This window comes from Salinimicrobium sp. CAU 1759, assembly GCF_054482715.1.
The window spans coordinates 146,921-162,869 of the sequence record NZ_JBTLRK010000001.1 but is presented as its reverse complement, the minus strand read 5'-3'; the positions used below and the strand labels follow the sequence as shown (position 1 = coordinate 162,869).

Below are 15,949 nucleotides of genomic sequence, written 5' to 3'. Positions count from 1 at the left end.
CACATCCCAAAGAAAATATTTTCAATGCAGGCAAGCATTCAGTATAATAACCAGACCTTCAAAATCGACTTTTCCAAACCCCTGGATATCTCCCTGAGTCTAAGAGGCGATGACAAGAATCCGGTGGCATGGTATTTAAAGGCGCCAAGGATAGAGCCGGTGCAGGAAGGGAACTGGGTGGGCAAAGTGAGCAAAGGTGCATCTGTGAATTTTAACAATATCCTTTTTAATCCGCATGGGCACACTACTCATACCGAATGTGTTGGGCATATTACCTCGGAATACCATGGCATAAATGACAGCCTAAAAACCTTCTTCTTTGCTGCTAAACTGATCTCTGTTGAGCCGGAAAAGTCTGGTGGAGATGAGGTGATCACAAAAGAGCAGCTAAAATCCCATTTTAGAGAGGGAGAGGCGCAGGCGGTGATCATTCGCACATTACCTAATAGCATCGCCAAGCGCAGCAAACACTACTCTCATACCAATTGGCCGTACTTACAGGAAGAAGCTGCAATTTACCTTCGGGAATGCGGAGTAGAACACCTGCTAATCGACCTTCCTTCTGTAGACCGGGAAGAAGACGGAGGAAAACTTCTGGCCCATAAAGCCTTCTGGAATTATCCAAAGCATACACGCTTTGAAGCCACCATTACCGAACTTGTCTACGTACCCTCACGCATCGAAGATGGCTTCTATTTTTTAAACCTACAACCTGCTTCTTTTGAAAATGATGCTGCACCATCAAAACCGGTGCTTTATAAACCCGAAAAAATATGAAAACAACTTTAAAACTGGAAGAGCTGGCTATGCTACTGCTCGGAATCTACGTTTTTGGCTTTCTCTACTACGACTGGTACTGGTTTTTAATTCTTTTCCTTGCACCCGATCTGGGAATGATAGGATATGCTTTTGGTAACAGAGCCGGTGCTTTTTTATATAATCTTTTCCACCATAAAGGGCTGGCGATTATGATCTATCTTTTTGGGTTCTTTTTCCTTATTCCCGTGATGCAGCTTATTGGCGTGATCATTTTCTCTCATGCTGCTTTTGACAGACTTCTGGGCTACGGATTGAAATATGAAGAAGGTTTTAAATTCACTCATTTAGACACTATAGGAAATTCAAAAGTGAATAAGTCCGGGAAAGGTTCAGAGCTCTCCTGATTTCTTATCTTTGAGCTATGGATGTTGAAGGCTTCAGAAATTATTGCCTCGCGAAGAAAGCTGTGACCGAGGAGCTGCCTTTTGGACCCGATGTGCTTGTTTTTAAGGTGATGGGCAAAATGTTTGCACTTGGAGCTTTGGAAAGCCTTCCCTTCAGGGTGAGCCTTAAGTGTGATCCCGAGAGAGCTATTGCTTTAAGGGATGAACATCCCGACCATATTGAAGGCGCTTATCATATGAACAAGAAGCACTGGAACAGCCTTGAGATTGAAATGCTTCCGCCGCAACTGGTGCTCGATTTGATCGAGCATTCTTATGATCTGGTGGTACAAAGCCTTCCGAAGAAACTTCAACAGGAATTAGATAATCTACAGAGTTAAAAATGCAGGATCCCACAACTTTTTATAATTCACAAATTGAGAAATACCGTTCCCATCTGCAAGCGGCATCACGTAAATTGGGCCTCTCGAGCCTTTTGAGACTACTCGTATTTTTGGCGATGGCTTATGCCGTTTATGCTTTTTGGGGAGATTTAACAGCTGTTGTAGCTTCTCTTCTTGTGGGGATCGGGATCTTTATTTTTCTGGTTTCCCGGCACACCGATCTGCGGTACGAGCGGGACAAATTTCAGGAGTTGTTCAATATCAATGAAACCGAACTTGAAGTTTTAAAGCGGAATTTTCAAACCCTGCCAACAGGAGACGAATTCGCCGATCCCCTGCACCCTTACAGTCAGGATATTGATCTCTTCGGAAGAGGTTCCTTTTTTCAGTATCTCAATCGTTCAGCTCTGGTAGAAGGTAAAGAAAAGCTTGCGCAGCTGCTGCTCTCCAATGATATTGATGATATTCACCTGAAGCAGGAGGCGATTAAGGAACTTGCTGAAAAAGCCGATTGGCGGCAAAATTTCTCGGCCATTGCGACCCTGGTCAAAACTGAGACACGAACCCTTACGATCATAGAATGGTTGGACCAATATAAAAATTTTGTCCCCCGAGTAATGAAGTGGTTACCGGTGTTATTTTCAATACTCTCTGCTATTATAATCATGGGTTTCATTCTGGATTATATCAGCGGGGTCTCTTTGGGGATCTGGTTTTTTACGGGACTGCTCATCACTGGGTTTTTTATGAAGCGTATTAATCTGCTTTCTGACAGTGTGGGCAAAGTGCAGGATACTTTTCACCAGTACTATCAGCTTTTGGCGATAATCGAAAATACTTCGTTTACTTCAGAATTGTTAAGGAAGAATAAAGATCTTATAGTTTCTGAAGAACAAAAAGCCTCAGTAATTCTGAAAAAATTTTCCAGAGCTATCGACTCCCTGGAACAGGGCAACAATATGATCTTCGGAATCATAGGAAAGGGTTTTATGCTTTGGGACCTGCGATATTCCTGGAAGCTGGAGCAGTGGATAGGTGAACACGGGCAGGAGGTTCAAAAATGGTTTCGCGCTATAGAATATTTTGATGCCTATAATTCCTTCGGAAACTTCGCCTTTAATCATCCATCATATGTGTTTCCCGAACTGCATCACGATTCTCATATTTCTGAAGCCACTCAGCTGGCGCACCCTCTCTTAGATCCTGAAAAGCGTGTTGCGAACGACTTTTCTATTGAAAAAGAGCAGTTCTTTATCATTACCGGAGCAAATATGGCCGGGAAAAGCACATTTTTGAGAACTGTAAGTCTGCAGATCTTGATGGGGAATGTCGGTCTGCCGGTTTGCGCTACCTTTTGTCATTATACGCCAATCAAGCTCATCACCAGCATGCGCACAACAGATTCGCTTACAGATGACGAATCTTACTTCTTTTCGGAATTAAAGCGGCTGAAGTTTGTTGTGGATCAGATCAAAACCGATCAGTATTTCATCATTCTTGATGAGATCCTGAAAGGCACCAACAGCACAGACAAAGCCATTGGCTCCCGCAAGTTCATAGAAAAACTGATCGGTTCCAATTCCACCGGAATCATCGCCACTCACGATCTAAGCCTCTGTGAAGTAGCCGAAGAACTGCCGCAGGTTAAAAATTACTATTTTGACGCCGAGATCATCAACGACGAACTCAATTTCGACTACCAATTCAAAAAAGGAATTTGCCAGAACATGAATGCCTCTTTCCTGCTGAAGAAAATGGAAATTGTCGACTGAAGGTAGAATTTAGAAGTACGAATTGGAATTAGACCTCACAGGTTTTGAAAACCTGTGAGGTCTGCCTTAAAAAAACCACAAGAGATGGCGCGGATTTGCAATCCGTGCCGAGAACCAATAATCTTGAATCCCGAATTTTAAACCTTGAATAATTAAATGGATTCACTTACTCAAATAGTACTCGGTGCCGCGGTAGGCGAGGCTGTGCTGGGCAGGAAAGTCGGCAATAAGGCGATGCTTTACGGGGCTATTGCCGGCACCATTCCAGATCTTGATGCGCTCGCAAGCAATTTTACGGACACTATAACTGCTATAGAAGTTCATCGGGGTTTTACACATTCCATTTTCTTTGCAGTATTGGCTGCTCCGGTTTTTGGCTGGCTCATTTCAAAGATTGAGAGGAAGAGTGGGGTTGGCTGGAAAGATTGGTCCTGGCTCCTGTTCTGGGGCTTATTTACACATCCTATTCTGGACTCGTTTACCACCTGGGGCACGCAGTTATTTTGGCCACTGGACATTCGCCTGGCATTTAAGAACATATTCGTTATTGATCCTTTGTACACATTGCCTTTCCTGATCTTTCTGATCCTCGCCATGCGACGGAAAAAAGAGGATCCAAAAAGGGCAAAATATAACCGACTTGGATTAATTGTTAGCACAACCTATTTAATGCTGACGGTGGTCCTGAAATTAATTGCTCACCAACAATTCGCAGAAGATATGGAGCGGCAGGGTATTTTCTATTCCCGCCTCGATACCCGTCCAACCCCATTGAATTCTATTTTATGGGCTGCAAATGCTGAAGCCGAAAATGATTTCCTCATTGGCTACTATTCCTTTTTTGACGAGGAGATGATAAGGTTTGAAGCAGTTCCAAAAAATCATCATTACCTGGGAAGTCTCAAAAATGATAAAAACGTTCAGCGTTTAATAGATATCTCCAATGGCTGGTATACCATTTCTGAAAAAGATGGTTTTCTGTACTTCAATGATCTGCGCTTCGGAAAGCTAAATCCGTCAGATGAGGAATCAAGTTTTGCTTTTAGCTATAAGTTAATCCCGGAAGATGGTACTATTAGAGCTGAAGAAGAACCTAAGCGTCCCGGAGATGCCAAACAGATCCTGAAGGATCTTTGGGAGCGCATTAAAGGAAATTAGGCTTCAGGAAAAATTCTTCGGAAATTATATATTTACAATTCAACAAAAACCTGATCATGAAATACCTTTTTTGGCCCTTTATATTCTCTCTACTTTTAAATTTTCAGGCACAGAGTCAAAATCCTTCCGAAGCTCTAAAACAGGTCATCGAAAAAGTAGATGAGCACAAAGGCTATGACCGAAAAGCTTTTCCTCTTGGGCTATACACCGAAGAATATTATAAAAAGCAGGCCGAATTTGCTCGTGAGAGGATAAAGGAACTGGAAAAGATCAATAAAGATGAGCTTTCTGAAACTGAAAAAATCTCTGCCGAGCTTTTGAGGCACGATCTTCAGGAAACGGTGAATTTCTATGAATATGAAGCTTATTTGAATCCGTTGCTTTCAGATGCCGGCTTTCATGTGAGTCTGCCTTACCACGTGCGGGATTTCAGTAATTACAAGCAGGTGAAAGACTACCTGAACAAGCTGAATGCGATTCCCGCTTATGTAGGTCAACACCTGGTTTTACTGCGGAAGGGAATCAAAAAAGGCATTTTACAGCCTGCTGTCATTTTTAAGGGTTATGAGGCTACGTACAATGACCAGATCGTAGAAGATCCAAAAAAAAGTTATTACTATTCGCCATTTTTGAAGCTTCCGGCAGTATTGAGTCAGCAGCAGAAAGATTCGGTATTAATTGCAGCTGAAAGAGCGGTTGCTAAGAATGTGATCCCACAATTCAGGCGTGTAAAGACCTTTTTTGAGACCGAATATCTTCCGGCGGCGCGGGAGTCTATAGGAGTTTCAGAAATACCGGGCGGCAGGGAATATTACCAGAACCGCCTGAACTATTATACCACGCTGGATCTTTCCGCAGAAGAGATCCATCAAAAGGGTTTGGAAGAAGTGGCACGGATCAATGCTGAAATGAAAAAGATCATTGCTGAAGTTGGTTTTGAGGGCAGTTTTGAAGATTTCATTCATTTTTTAAGAACCGACGAGCAGTTTTATGTCGAGACCGGAGAGGAACTTCTAAAGGAGGCGAGGGATATCTCAAAACGCATAGATGCCCAGCTTCCTAAATTTTTTAAAACATTACCAAGAAAACCTTATGGTGTAGCGCCGGTGCCCGATGCTATAGCACCCAAGTACACCACCGGGAGATACGTTGGAGCTAATGATGATACTCAACCCGGCTACTATTGGGTAAACACCTATAATCTTTCGAACCGGCCTTTGTACGTGCTGCCGGCACTTACTGCGCATGAAGCAGTGCCCGGTCACCACTTGCAGATCTCGTTGAATGGAGAGTTGGGAGATAGTATCCCGAAATTCAGGAGAAACTTCTATCTATCGGCTTTTGGAGAGGGATGGGGCTTGTATTCCGAAACTCTGGCAGAGGAAATGGGGATCTACCGCACTCCTTATGAGCGCTTTGGAAAACTGACCTATGAACAATGGCGCGCCGGCCGACTTGTAGTAGACACAGGGATCCATGCTTTAGGTTGGACCCGCGAGCAGGCAGTTGAATTCCTGCGCTCCAATACAGCACTTTCCATGCACAATATCAATACTGAAGTGGACCGCTACATCTCCTGGCCGGGGCAGGCAGTTTCCTATAAAATTGGGGAGATGAAGATAAGGGAGCTGCGAAAGAAAGCCGAAGAGGCTTTAGGAACAGATTTCGACATCAGGAAGTTCCATGAAGTGATCCTGGAACAGGGAACCGTGACGCTGCCAATCCTTGAGGAGCGGGTGGAGGCATACATTGAGAGGAGTTTAAAGTAATATAGACAGAAGATCGCTGCGCTGCCAGAATCAAAAACCAAGACTAAAAATTCGCGCCTTTGTGAAATAATTGTGTAGACCTCACAGGTTTTCAAAACCTGTGAGGTATGTTGGTACAGGAAAAGTTTACATTTACCCTTAAATAAAACCTCTCCATGAGCCTCGAACAAGATTTATTTCAAAGAAGCGGATCCCAGTGTGAATTCTGCAGTTCCAAAGAAGATCTGCAGGTATTCGCAATCCCCGATTCCCCTGCAGATGTGGAAAACCACATTCTCATTTGCGGAACCTGTAAGGAACAGATCGAAGATCCCGAAAAGATGGAACCAAACCATTGGAGATGTCTCAATGACAGCATGTGGAGCCCGGTTCCTGCAGTACAGGTAATGGCCTGGAGAATGCTCAACCGGTTAAAGGCTGAAGGCTGGCCACAGGACCTCCTGGATATGATGTACATGGAGGAGGAGCAAATGGCCTGGGCTAAGGCAGGACAAGCTACAGGAGAGAGTGCCGGCGTAGTGGTTCACAAGGACAGCAACGGAGTAACCATTGAGGCAGGAGATACAGTAGTGCTTATTAAAGATCTTCCGGTTCGTGGGTCGAGCATGGTGGCCAAAAGAGGAACTGCAGTGAGAAGAGTTTCTTTAGTTCATGACAATCCGGAGCAGATAGAAGGTAAGGTGGATGGTCAGCAGATCGTGATCCTTACCAAGTTTGTCAAAAAGGTATAAACAGAGGCGCGGAATATCTGCGTCTATGCTATTTAGTTAGAAACCTCACCAGTTTTCAAAAAACCTGTGAGGTTTGTTATTTTAACCCCGGTTATTTGAAATCCTTACCGTTTTTCCGGAACCACTGTCCTGAACCTGTACGCTCAGGTTTTTTCCGTTATTTTCCTGTACTGCCTTGAGAGCTTCTTTTCCGGAAACTTTATTGCCGTTGAGGTAGAATTCAGCCCCTTCTTCCATCCATTTTTTTACTGCTTCCTCGGGAGATGGAGGAGGTGGTGGGGGAGCGGGTAAATCATCAACTTCCGGTACAGGTGGGGGTGGAGGTGGCACGGGAATATCTCCGTTCTTAGAAACAGTAGGAGCCGGGGGTGGTGGTGGAGGGGGAGGTATTTCACCTTGGCTTCTCCTTCTTTCAATGATGACCTCACGTCTTTTACCCCTAATATCTTCTCTATCCTGTCTAAGAATTTTTTTCTCCTCTTTAATCATTTCCCTTTTCCTTCTTATCGCAGCTCTTTCTTCTCTTCTTTCCTTCCTGGTGGCAAGGCTGTCTCTTATCTCATCTATTTCTATAATTATGGTTTTGGTGACCTCCGGAAATTCTTCAGCTGCTTTTCTTTGTTCAGGTGTCATGAGGCGGTAAATGTGCCGCATTCGATCCAGCTTATCCTTTGTTATCGCTTTTTCTCCTGTTTCTGCTTTCATAGCTTTTGCCCAGGCGTTATACTCTGCCACCATTTCGGGAGTAGCTTTTTCCTGAATCATCTCAGAATCAGGAGTAATGGTATCAATAAGAACAGTTTCTCTGTCACTGAAACTGTAGAGTAGAATAGCCAGCAGAGGAAGGAAAATAAATGTTCTTCCTAAAATAGCTTTTTGAGAGGGTTGTTTTTTCATAACTGTAAATCGTTTTTTGATTGATTGATAATTGATTGAATTGACAAGCTTATTCTGTTCTTCCGATGAAAAGGAAAGCAGGATCTGTTGATAAAGACCAATGTTTTCTGCATTTTTTAAAGCCTCACTGTCCGCCAGGAATTCATGATTCAGTTTAACCTCCTTTTTTAGCAGGTATATTAGGGGAAGGAACCATAATAAAACCTGAAGAACTTCCATGAACAGAATATCGGCAGTATGTCTTTGCCTTACATGAGCAAGTTCGTGATCCATCACCTCCTGTGGAATTTGATCCTTCTCAAATTTGTCCCGGTTTAGATAGATATAGCTCCAGAAGGTATGGGGTATGACATGCTCTTTTAAAAGGACGTGAGTTGCCCCCGTAGCTTCTACTTTAGGATTATTCCTTGCCCGCTTAAGAAGAGATGTGAGATTTAAAAAAAATCTGCTTCCGAAGAAAAGAACTCCCAGAACATAGACACAAATTAGAAGTGCCTCAAAAAAGGGAAATTCAGCTGCTGTTTGAGTAAATGAAACTTCGCCGAAGGAGGATATACCTTCAGAAGAAATACTGACATATTCAGGAAAACTGATAAGTGGAATTCCGAAGGAAATTAATGGCACAGCAAGTAAATAAAACCTTTTAAAAAGGTGCATGTTCTCCTTTTCCAGCAACAGCTTGTAGAATAACAGCAAAATTGCGAGGCAGGCGACAGATTTTAGAAAATAGATCTCCATAGCTATTTGTTTTTGATCTCGCGGTCAATTAGGTTTCGTAGTTCTTCCAGTTCTTTCTTGCTGAGATCGGTTTCCGTCGTAAAGAAAGAGGCAAATTGCGATGCAGAATCGTTGAAGAAGTTCTTGATCATTCCATTCACCTGTCGGGAGAAGTAATCCTTCTTTTTGACAAGCGGGAAATATTCTCTTGATCTTCCGTACTGTTTATAGTCTACAAAATTTTTATCCTGCATCCGCTTTAGCAAAGTAGCTACAGTGGTTTGAGCAGGTTTTGGATCGGGATAGGCATCAATGAGGTCTTTCATGAAGGCCTTGTCCTTTTTCCAGAGGATCTGCATGAGTTGTTCTTCGGCTTTGGATAATTGCATTTGTTCTACAACATTAGATGTATATCTACAAATGTAGAATAAATATTTTATTCTACAAACATAGAAGTAGTATTTCCTGCAAAAAAAGACCTCACAGGTTCTGAAAACCTGTAAGGTCTATATTTCTAAACGAATCTGATCACCGGTCACTGACCACAGATCACTATTTCTCGGCTTGCTTCAGCTTTGTAAAATGCTTGTAGAAATAAGGGATCGTTTCAATTCCCTTTAGATAATTCCAAATTCCGAAGTGCTCATTCGGGGAATGGATTGCATCAGTATCCAGTCCAAAGCCCATCAAAATAGTCTTACTATTGAGTTCCTTCTCAAAAAGGGAAACAATAGGAATGCTTCCGCCGCTGTGCTGTGGGATCGGATCTTTTCCGAAGACTTCCGCGTAAGCATCATTGGCGGCCTGGTACTCCAAAGTATCGATTGGCGTGACATAAGCCTGACCACCATGGTGAGTGGTAACTTTCACCTTCACCGATTTTGGCGCCAGACTTTCGAAATGTTTGGTAAACAATTCGCTGATCCTTTTCCAGTCCTGGTTGGATACCAAACGCATGGAGATCTTTGCATAGGCCTTTGATGGAAGTACAGTCTTAGCACCTTCACCTGTATATCCTCCCCAAATTCCATTAACATCAAGAGTTGGTCTAATGGAGCCTCTTTCAAGGGTAGAAAAACCCTTTTCTCCCTGAACATCTTCAATATTCAGCTTCTTTTTATAGTCATCAAGGTTAAAAGGAGCCTCGGCCATTTTTGCTCTTTCGGCTTCGCTGTATTCTTTTACATTGTCATAAAATCCCGGAATAGTAATGCGGTTGTCTTCATCCTGCAGGGAGGCAATCATCTTGGACAAAACGTTGATAGGGTTTGCTACCGCACCACCATAAAGTCCGCTGTGAAGGTCACGGTTTGGACCTGTTACTTCAACTTCCATATAACTTAATCCGCGTAGGCCGGTAGTAATAGAAGGAGTTTCTTTTGCGATCATTCCGGTGTCGCTAATGAGGATCACATCGTTCTGTAACTTCTCCTTATTTTTTTCGATGAACCAGCCTAGATGTTCACTTCCTACTTCTTCCTCTCCCTCGATCATGAACTTGACATTGCAGGGAAGTTTGTCGTTTTTGGTCATGTACTCCAGGGCCTTCACGTGCATATACATCTGGCCCTTATCATCACAGGCTCCCCTGGCATAGATGGCACCTTCGGGATGAATTTCCGTCTTCTTGATCACCGGCTCAAATGGCGGACTCTCCCATAGATCAAGAGGATCTGGCGGCTGTACGTCATAATGACCGTAAACAAGCACGGTGGGTAAGTCTTTATCAATGATCTTCTCTCCATAAACAACAGGATGTCCCGGTGTTTCATGTATCTCGGCCACATCGCAACCTGCATCCAGCAGGCTCTGCTTAACGGCTTCGGCGGTGTTTAAAAGGTCATTTTTGTATTTGGAATCGGCGCTGATGGAAGGAATCTTTAGTAGTTGTATAAGTTCATCTATAAAGCGCTCTTTGTTGTTATCCACGTAGTCTTTTATGTCTTGCATTCTTTGTTTTTTGGTAAGAAAGTAAAGGTAAAAAATAGATTTTAGATATTAGATTTTAGAAGTGAGACTTGAGATAAACCCGAGACAATCTCAATACTTATATCTAATATCTCATATCTGAAAAGAAAAAATTTTGCCGGGGACAGCAAAAAATTTTCTTTTCCTATTTGCAGATTCAAACTTATACTTATATTTGCATCCGCTTACAACAAGCAAACATATTGAAATACCGACGCGGGCGTGGTGGAATTGGTAGACACGCTAGACTTAGGATCTAGTGCCGCAAGGTGTGAAGGTTCGAGTCCTTTCGCCCGCACAGAAAGCTCTTCAGAAATGGAGAGCTTTTTTAGTTTTAGGTTTTTTCAAATTCCTCTCTAAATATTTAATTAAGTTCGGATCCTGAGTTTATCCTGAGCGGTAGTCGAAGGGCCCGCACAGAAAGCTCTTCAGAAATGGAGCGCTTTTTTAGTTTACTATAATCTGGATTATAGATCTCTCTTACGCCTTTAGCCTTGCCTCAAACCTTGATTACATTCAGAAGATAACGGGAGTAACTGCAGTCTAATCATCTTCCACCATAAAGCACTCCCTTAATGCCTGAGCTTTCCCAACGCCTTTATTAACCGCTTTTGATTTATTAATTCATCTAAAGACTTTCGGTTACATCCCCCTGAAATTTTGGGCCTTTTAAGCTTTAACAAAAGTTTAGGAAAACCGCATCCTCTATTCCTTCGTAGGTATAAGTGAAATCAAAATTTAATTAATTAAAACTTTTCAAATTATGAAAAAGGGTAAACACGTTTTGGGAATCGGCTTACTGTTAGTAGCCGGTCTATTTTTAATCTCGGCAGATCACATTGATGCTCCCGCAGTTCAGGGAGGGACAAGTGACATCACCGATTTTTATGCTTTCCAGGGAGCCAATACCGATAATATGGTATTTGTTGCGAATGTTCAGGGACTATTGAGTCCTATGGCAACTGCAGAGGCCTCATTTGATGAAAGCGTTATGATCGAGTTCAACATCGATAACGATGGTGACTTTGTGGAAGACCTGGTCATCCAGGCAGTACCAAGGAATGGAAAAATGTACATTCTGGGTCCTGTTGCTCCAAAGCAAACCGGTCTCACCAGTACTTTAACCGCAGAGAGCGCTAAAGATGTTACTTCGGTGAAGATCACAGAATACGGGGAGGAGGCAATTACTGCTTCTAAAAGAGGAATCACTGCTTTTGCAGGACCTCGTGATGATCCATTCTTCTTCGATTTTGCACAATACAGCGCAATCATTGCAGGAGAAGCTTCAGGATTTAATGATCCCGGAACTGACACTTTCGCAGGTACAAACGTAATGTCTGTAGTGGTAGAAGTACCTAAATCAATGATAGGTAGTTCAGGAACTATAAATGCGTGGGTAGAATCAAAAAGAAAACAATAAACCAAAATTAAAACAATGAAGATTATGAAAATTTCAAATAGAATTTTAGGATTGGCTATAATGGCCGGAGCTTTAATAAGTTGCCAGACCGAAGATCTTCCCGGAAAGGGAATGGGGGTAGAACAGAATCCTAATCTTGCAGGTACATACGTGCAGGAAGATCAAATGGCACGACCAGCAATAAACACTGTGTTCGTCTCTTCGGGTAGTAAAGATGAATTTAACGTAACTGTACCGTCAGACCAAAACGCAGAGTTCCAGGAAATGTTTGAATCCAAGTTACTAGCTTTAAATCCTGGTTACACTACTAATGCTTTGGGTATGGATGCAGCAACTTTTACTGGAGCTTTAGCAACAGATGTTTTGAATGTATCCCTCGATGGAACTACAACCTTCTTTGACGGTACAAATGTGTTGACAGGGCGTGCTTTAGCCGATGATGTTATTACTGTTGAACTGTTACTGATCTTTGGAGGACCGGATTTTTCTGAAAATCCTGCATTTTCTGATGACCATGTCGATTCCAATGATAAGGAGTTCCTTACTTCTTTTCCCTACCTGGCATCGCCGCATTAGACCTCCTTTAATAGAGCACGCTTCCCCTGGCGTGCTCTATCTTTCTTATTCCACCAAAACCTAAAAATTAATAACCATGTTTAATAAGTATAAATTTTTATTAATCCTGTTGATGCTTGCTGTAGTAAGCTGCAACGAAAAACAGGGGCAGGTAACCCAGGTTGAAGATTATGACCCGTATCTGCAAGAAGATTCTGAAATTGCGGTAAAACAATTTATTAAGGACCACAATTTCTGGCAACAAAAACTGGAGAACAATCCCGAACAATTTCCCTATCTGGCACAACTGGCCTCATCTCAGGCCCGTCTTTTTGAGGTAACCGGAGAAATTGAATACCTGAAAAAAGCCGAAGAAAATCTTATCTCAGCTAATGAAGCAACCGGCTACCGAACTGCCGGTTATCTAAAAAGCCTGGCGCGAAATTATATTTCTCAGCATCGCTTTCGGGAAGCATTGGAGCTTCTGAATAAAGCCGAACAAACCGGAGAGAAGATCAACGGAACTCATAAAATGCTTTTTGATGTGCACATGGAATTGGGGAATTACGATACTGCCGAAGCATATCTTGAGAAGATCGAAGACCGTTCAGATTTTGATTTCCTTCTTCGATATGCAAAATGGAGCGATCATAAGGGAGACCTTGATACGGCAATTACCTATATGGAAAAAGCAACCGAAAAGGCTGAATTGACCGGTAAAAAAAACCTAATGCAATGGGCTTATACGAATTTGGCAGATTTCTATGGGCACAACGGGGAAATTGAAAAATCTTATCAGCATTTTCTGAAGGCCTTGGAATTGGACCCACTTAATGCTTATGCTAAGAAAGGAATTGCGTGGATCGTGTATTCACATGAAAGAAATCCTGAGGAAGCACTGAGGATCCTGGATTCTGTTACTAAGCAACATAAATCTCCCGACTATTATTTGCTGAAAGCTGAAATAGCTGAATACATTAATGACAGGTCTCTAAAAAACCAAAATCTCGAGTCATTCATGGCGGCGGTTTCTAATAAAAATTATGGGGAGATGTATAATGCCACTAATGCCATCCTTTTCGCCGAAGAATTTGCAGCCACAGAGGAAGCTCTGGAACTGGCAAAACAGGAGGTCGCTAACAGGCCAACTCCACAGTCTTATGATCTTTTGGCTTGGAGCCACTATAATAGTGGTAACTACAATGAAGCACTTCAAATTGCGGAACAGCATATAGTTGACCACACATTTGAACCTGAAGCACTTTTCCATCTTGCCAAGATCTACAAGGCTACAGGAAATACTGAAAAGGCAAAAGATCTTAAAAAAGAACTGTTGGACAGCGCATATGAGCTGGGACCTGTTGCAGAGCAGGAGATTAGGAAGATATAACCTCTAATTTTTTCAAGATGAAACTACGACATTTTACATATTTCTTGTTTTTGCTTTTCGTAGGTACCGCATCTTCACAAGAGGGTATAAAGTCGATCAAAGTGGAGATCGAATATTATGCGGAGGAAGAGAATCCTGTTGAATTTTTTAAGACAGCAGAAGATATTTATCAGTTGACACTGTTATCGGGTCAATTTAAAAACCTCGCCATCAACTTCCGTGTAAGGATGGAAGATGAATTAACTAGTGAAGAAACCTATGTTGTTCTTTCTGATGTCAGCTTTTTTGATTTTCAGTTAGGGCACAGATTAGGACCCCTCGCAGTCACCTGGTCGGTGGAGAACCTGCTGGGGTGGAATAACAGGGAATTCGCAATTGAAGGTTACCTGGAGGGAGAAGGAGTTACGAGTTCGGCCCAATTTGCCCATGAAGCGGACTTTATGTTAAGCACTGCTATAAACTATAGGTTTTAGTTTAAACTTTCTGTTTGTTTTGGTTGAGCGTCTGTCAAATTCTTGGCAGGCGCTTTAGTATAGGAGTAAATTAAAGCAAAATAAAAATAGGGAACGTAAGGATTGTAGGGTGAAAGAGCAGAACTTTAGGAGGTGGATTCAACCATCCCTATCGTATAGAGTTGATCCAGAGTAGGAGTTTCACTTCCACCGGCAGGTTCCAATGTAATACCAAAAGCTTCAGATTCATTTGGGTTTGGAATGCTAAAGATCTTGTTCTTGTCTTCCGAAAAATTATCCAGGATACCTAAACTGGTAGGAGAAAGGGGAGACATTTTTAGCGACCAAACCTGATAAACCTTTCCTCTTGGAGGTTCAGGCAAGCCCTGGGCATCAAGGTAAATATTTTCAGATTGTTTATTCCAGTATACCTTGGCATAAGATTCAGGAGAAATTGCCTGCCCCGCCAGGGGAACAGTAACTATGTCTTTGTCTCTTAAAACATTTAATAAATTCTGGGCTTCAACGTAACTGTTGTTTGCATTTTCGATCTGTTCTTCCAGAAGGTCATTATTTGTCTCCACGACCTGTATCTCCTCCTTTAAGGCATTCATCTCGTTGACGGTCCAAAGTAGAGTAACTCCAACCACAACTGCAGCAGCCCAGCCGGAATAGGTGATCCAGGGAGCACGGGAAGGTTTTAGGGGTACCACCCGGGTGCTGTCATCGTTTAAGTTCAGTTTTGATTTAATTGAAGGTAATATATAGCCGGAATCAGAAGGGGAAGCGGCGGCAGTAAGAGAAACTATAGAAGATTCGATCTTTAGCACTTCTTCCTCCACTTCGGGATGCTGTAACATCATTGCATGAACCTCCTCATTTTCCTTTTCAGAAAGAGCTCCTGCAACGTAAAGTTCCAGTATTCCAGATTCTATGTATTCTTTTACCTCCATTTATTCGCCAAGCATTTGACGTAACTCATTTATGCAATTTCTGTTCCTTGTTTTGATGGTGCCAATAGGCATTTTTAAGGTTTCTGAAGCTTCCTTCTGAGTAAATCCTTTAAAATAGAGCAGGTCCATGATCTCTGTACACTTTTTCGCCAGTTTTTTAACGTAGGATCTTACTCCAATTCCATCTGTGGAACTGTAACTATCTTCGTTTTCTATTATATCTACGAAATATTGGCTGTCAAGGTTTTTCTTTGAGTTCTTAAAGTCCTTGGAACGTATTTTATCAATGGCAGCATTGCGTGCGATATTAAGGAGCCAGGTAAAAAACCTGCCTTTTTTCGAAGAGTAAGATGCTGAGTTATTCCATGCCTTGAGAAAGACATCCTGCATGACCTCTTGTGCAATGTCATTATCCCGCACAATGTTATAGATAACTCCATGCATGCTTTCGCTGTACATAGCGTACAGGGACTCGAAAGCCTTTCCATCTTTTTTCTTAAAGTTGACTATAAGGGCGTTGAGCTCCATAAAAAGTTTTACAAGACGAATTTAGGAATTTAATTGATACTATTCCATTTTAAGATTAAAGATCACTAAAACAGGTTTCTCCGGAGTCAATTC

Annotated in this window: 16 protein-coding genes and 1 tRNA gene; 12 read left to right on the top strand and 5 right to left on the bottom strand. The window is 42.2% G+C overall.

From position 1 onward, the window contains the following. Positions 1 to 24 precede the first annotated feature (24 nt). From ACXYMT_RS00700 to ACXYMT_RS00670, 7 genes are all read left to right on the top strand, one after another. Complete coding sequence (locus tag ACXYMT_RS00700; protein WP_459057177.1) at positions 25 to 777, top strand: cyclase family protein; 753 nt, start codon at positions 25 to 27, stop codon at positions 775 to 777. Continuing rightward, on the top strand, positions 774 to 1,163 hold the full coding sequence (locus tag ACXYMT_RS00695; RefSeq protein ID WP_459057176.1) for a DUF4260 domain-containing protein: 390 nt from the start codon (positions 774 to 776) through the stop codon (positions 1,161 to 1,163). The genes ACXYMT_RS00700 and ACXYMT_RS00695 overlap by 4 nt, the downstream gene beginning before the upstream one ends. A 17-nt stretch (positions 1,164 to 1,180) precedes the next feature. Then, positions 1,181 to 1,543 (top strand): MmcQ/YjbR family DNA-binding protein, encoded by a 363-nt coding sequence (locus ACXYMT_RS00690; protein ID WP_168137469.1) that lies wholly within the window; start codon positions 1,181 to 1,183, stop codon positions 1,541 to 1,543. A gap of 2 nt (positions 1,544 to 1,545) precedes the next feature. Beyond that, positions 1,546 to 3,318 (top strand): MutS-related protein, encoded by a 1,773-nt coding sequence (locus ACXYMT_RS00685; RefSeq protein ID WP_459057175.1) that lies wholly within the window; start codon positions 1,546 to 1,548, stop codon positions 3,316 to 3,318. A gap of 156 nt (positions 3,319 to 3,474) precedes the next feature. Continuing rightward, the gene (locus ACXYMT_RS00680) at positions 3,475 to 4,476 is read left to right on the top strand and encodes a metal-dependent hydrolase (RefSeq protein ID WP_459057174.1); all 1,002 of its coding nucleotides are present in this window, start codon (positions 3,475 to 3,477) and stop codon (positions 4,474 to 4,476) included. Between the two features lie 56 nt (positions 4,477 to 4,532). After that, entirely contained in the window at positions 4,533 to 6,245 is a 1,713-nt protein-coding gene (locus ACXYMT_RS00675; RefSeq protein ID WP_459057173.1) for a DUF885 domain-containing protein, read from the top strand. Positions 6,246 to 6,400: 155 nt separating this feature from the next. Next, on the top strand, positions 6,401 to 6,976 hold the full coding sequence (locus ACXYMT_RS00670; RefSeq protein ID WP_459057172.1) for a PhnA domain-containing protein: 576 nt from the start codon (positions 6,401 to 6,403) through the stop codon (positions 6,974 to 6,976). An 81-nt stretch (positions 6,977 to 7,057) separates the two neighbouring features. On the opposite strand, the gene ACXYMT_RS00665 is transcribed toward ACXYMT_RS00670, so the two are convergent. The 3 genes from ACXYMT_RS00665 to ACXYMT_RS00655 form a co-directional block, all read right to left on the bottom strand. Then, positions 7,058 to 8,611 carry a M56 family metallopeptidase gene (locus ACXYMT_RS00665; RefSeq protein ID WP_459057171.1) on the bottom strand — a complete coding sequence of 518 codons (1,554 nt, stop codon included), beginning with the start codon at positions 8,609 to 8,611 and terminating at the stop codon, positions 7,058 to 7,060. Between the two features lie 2 nt (positions 8,612 to 8,613). Then, complete coding sequence (locus ACXYMT_RS00660) at positions 8,614 to 8,979, bottom strand: BlaI/MecI/CopY family transcriptional regulator (RefSeq protein WP_459057170.1); 366 nt, start codon at positions 8,977 to 8,979, stop codon at positions 8,614 to 8,616. 163 nt (positions 8,980 to 9,142) lie between these two features. Continuing rightward, the gene (locus ACXYMT_RS00655; protein ID WP_459057169.1) at positions 9,143 to 10,540 is read right to left on the bottom strand and encodes a dipeptidase; all 1,398 of its coding nucleotides are present in this window, start codon (positions 10,538 to 10,540) and stop codon (positions 9,143 to 9,145) included. Positions 10,541 to 10,774: 234 nt separating this feature from the next. Here ACXYMT_RS00655 and ACXYMT_RS00650 point away from each other — a divergent pair. The 5 genes from ACXYMT_RS00650 (at position 10,775) to ACXYMT_RS00630 (ending at position 14,396) form a co-directional block, all read left to right on the top strand. Further along, a tRNA-Leu gene (locus tag ACXYMT_RS00650) sits at positions 10,775 to 10,856 on the top strand. A gap of 465 nt (positions 10,857 to 11,321) precedes the next feature. Further along, positions 11,322 to 11,978 (top strand): DUF4331 family protein, encoded by a 657-nt coding sequence (locus tag ACXYMT_RS00645; protein ID WP_459057168.1) that lies wholly within the window; start codon positions 11,322 to 11,324, stop codon positions 11,976 to 11,978. Positions 11,979 to 12,002: 24 nt separating this feature from the next. Continuing rightward, entirely contained in the window at positions 12,003 to 12,554 is a 552-nt protein-coding gene (locus ACXYMT_RS00640) for a DUF4331 family protein (RefSeq protein WP_459057167.1), read from the top strand. A gap of 76 nt (positions 12,555 to 12,630) precedes the next feature. Continuing rightward, a complete protein-coding gene (locus ACXYMT_RS00635; protein ID WP_459057166.1) occupies positions 12,631 to 13,923 on the top strand; it encodes a tetratricopeptide repeat protein in 1,293 nt (430 codons plus the stop codon). Positions 13,924 to 13,940: 17 nt separating this feature from the next. Beyond that, the gene (locus tag ACXYMT_RS00630; RefSeq protein ID WP_459057165.1) at positions 13,941 to 14,396 is read left to right on the top strand and encodes a hypothetical protein; all 456 of its coding nucleotides are present in this window, start codon (positions 13,941 to 13,943) and stop codon (positions 14,394 to 14,396) included. Between the two features lie 125 nt (positions 14,397 to 14,521). Here the strand turns inward: ACXYMT_RS00630 and ACXYMT_RS00625 are convergent, their stop codons facing one another. Next, on the bottom strand, positions 14,522 to 15,328 hold the full coding sequence (locus ACXYMT_RS00625; protein WP_459057164.1) for an anti-sigma factor: 807 nt from the start codon (positions 15,326 to 15,328) through the stop codon (positions 14,522 to 14,524). Then, the gene (locus ACXYMT_RS00620) at positions 15,329 to 15,856 is read right to left on the bottom strand and encodes an RNA polymerase sigma factor (protein ID WP_459057163.1); all 528 of its coding nucleotides are present in this window, start codon (positions 15,854 to 15,856) and stop codon (positions 15,329 to 15,331) included. It lies immediately after the preceding gene. Positions 15,857 to 15,949 lie beyond the last annotated feature (93 nt).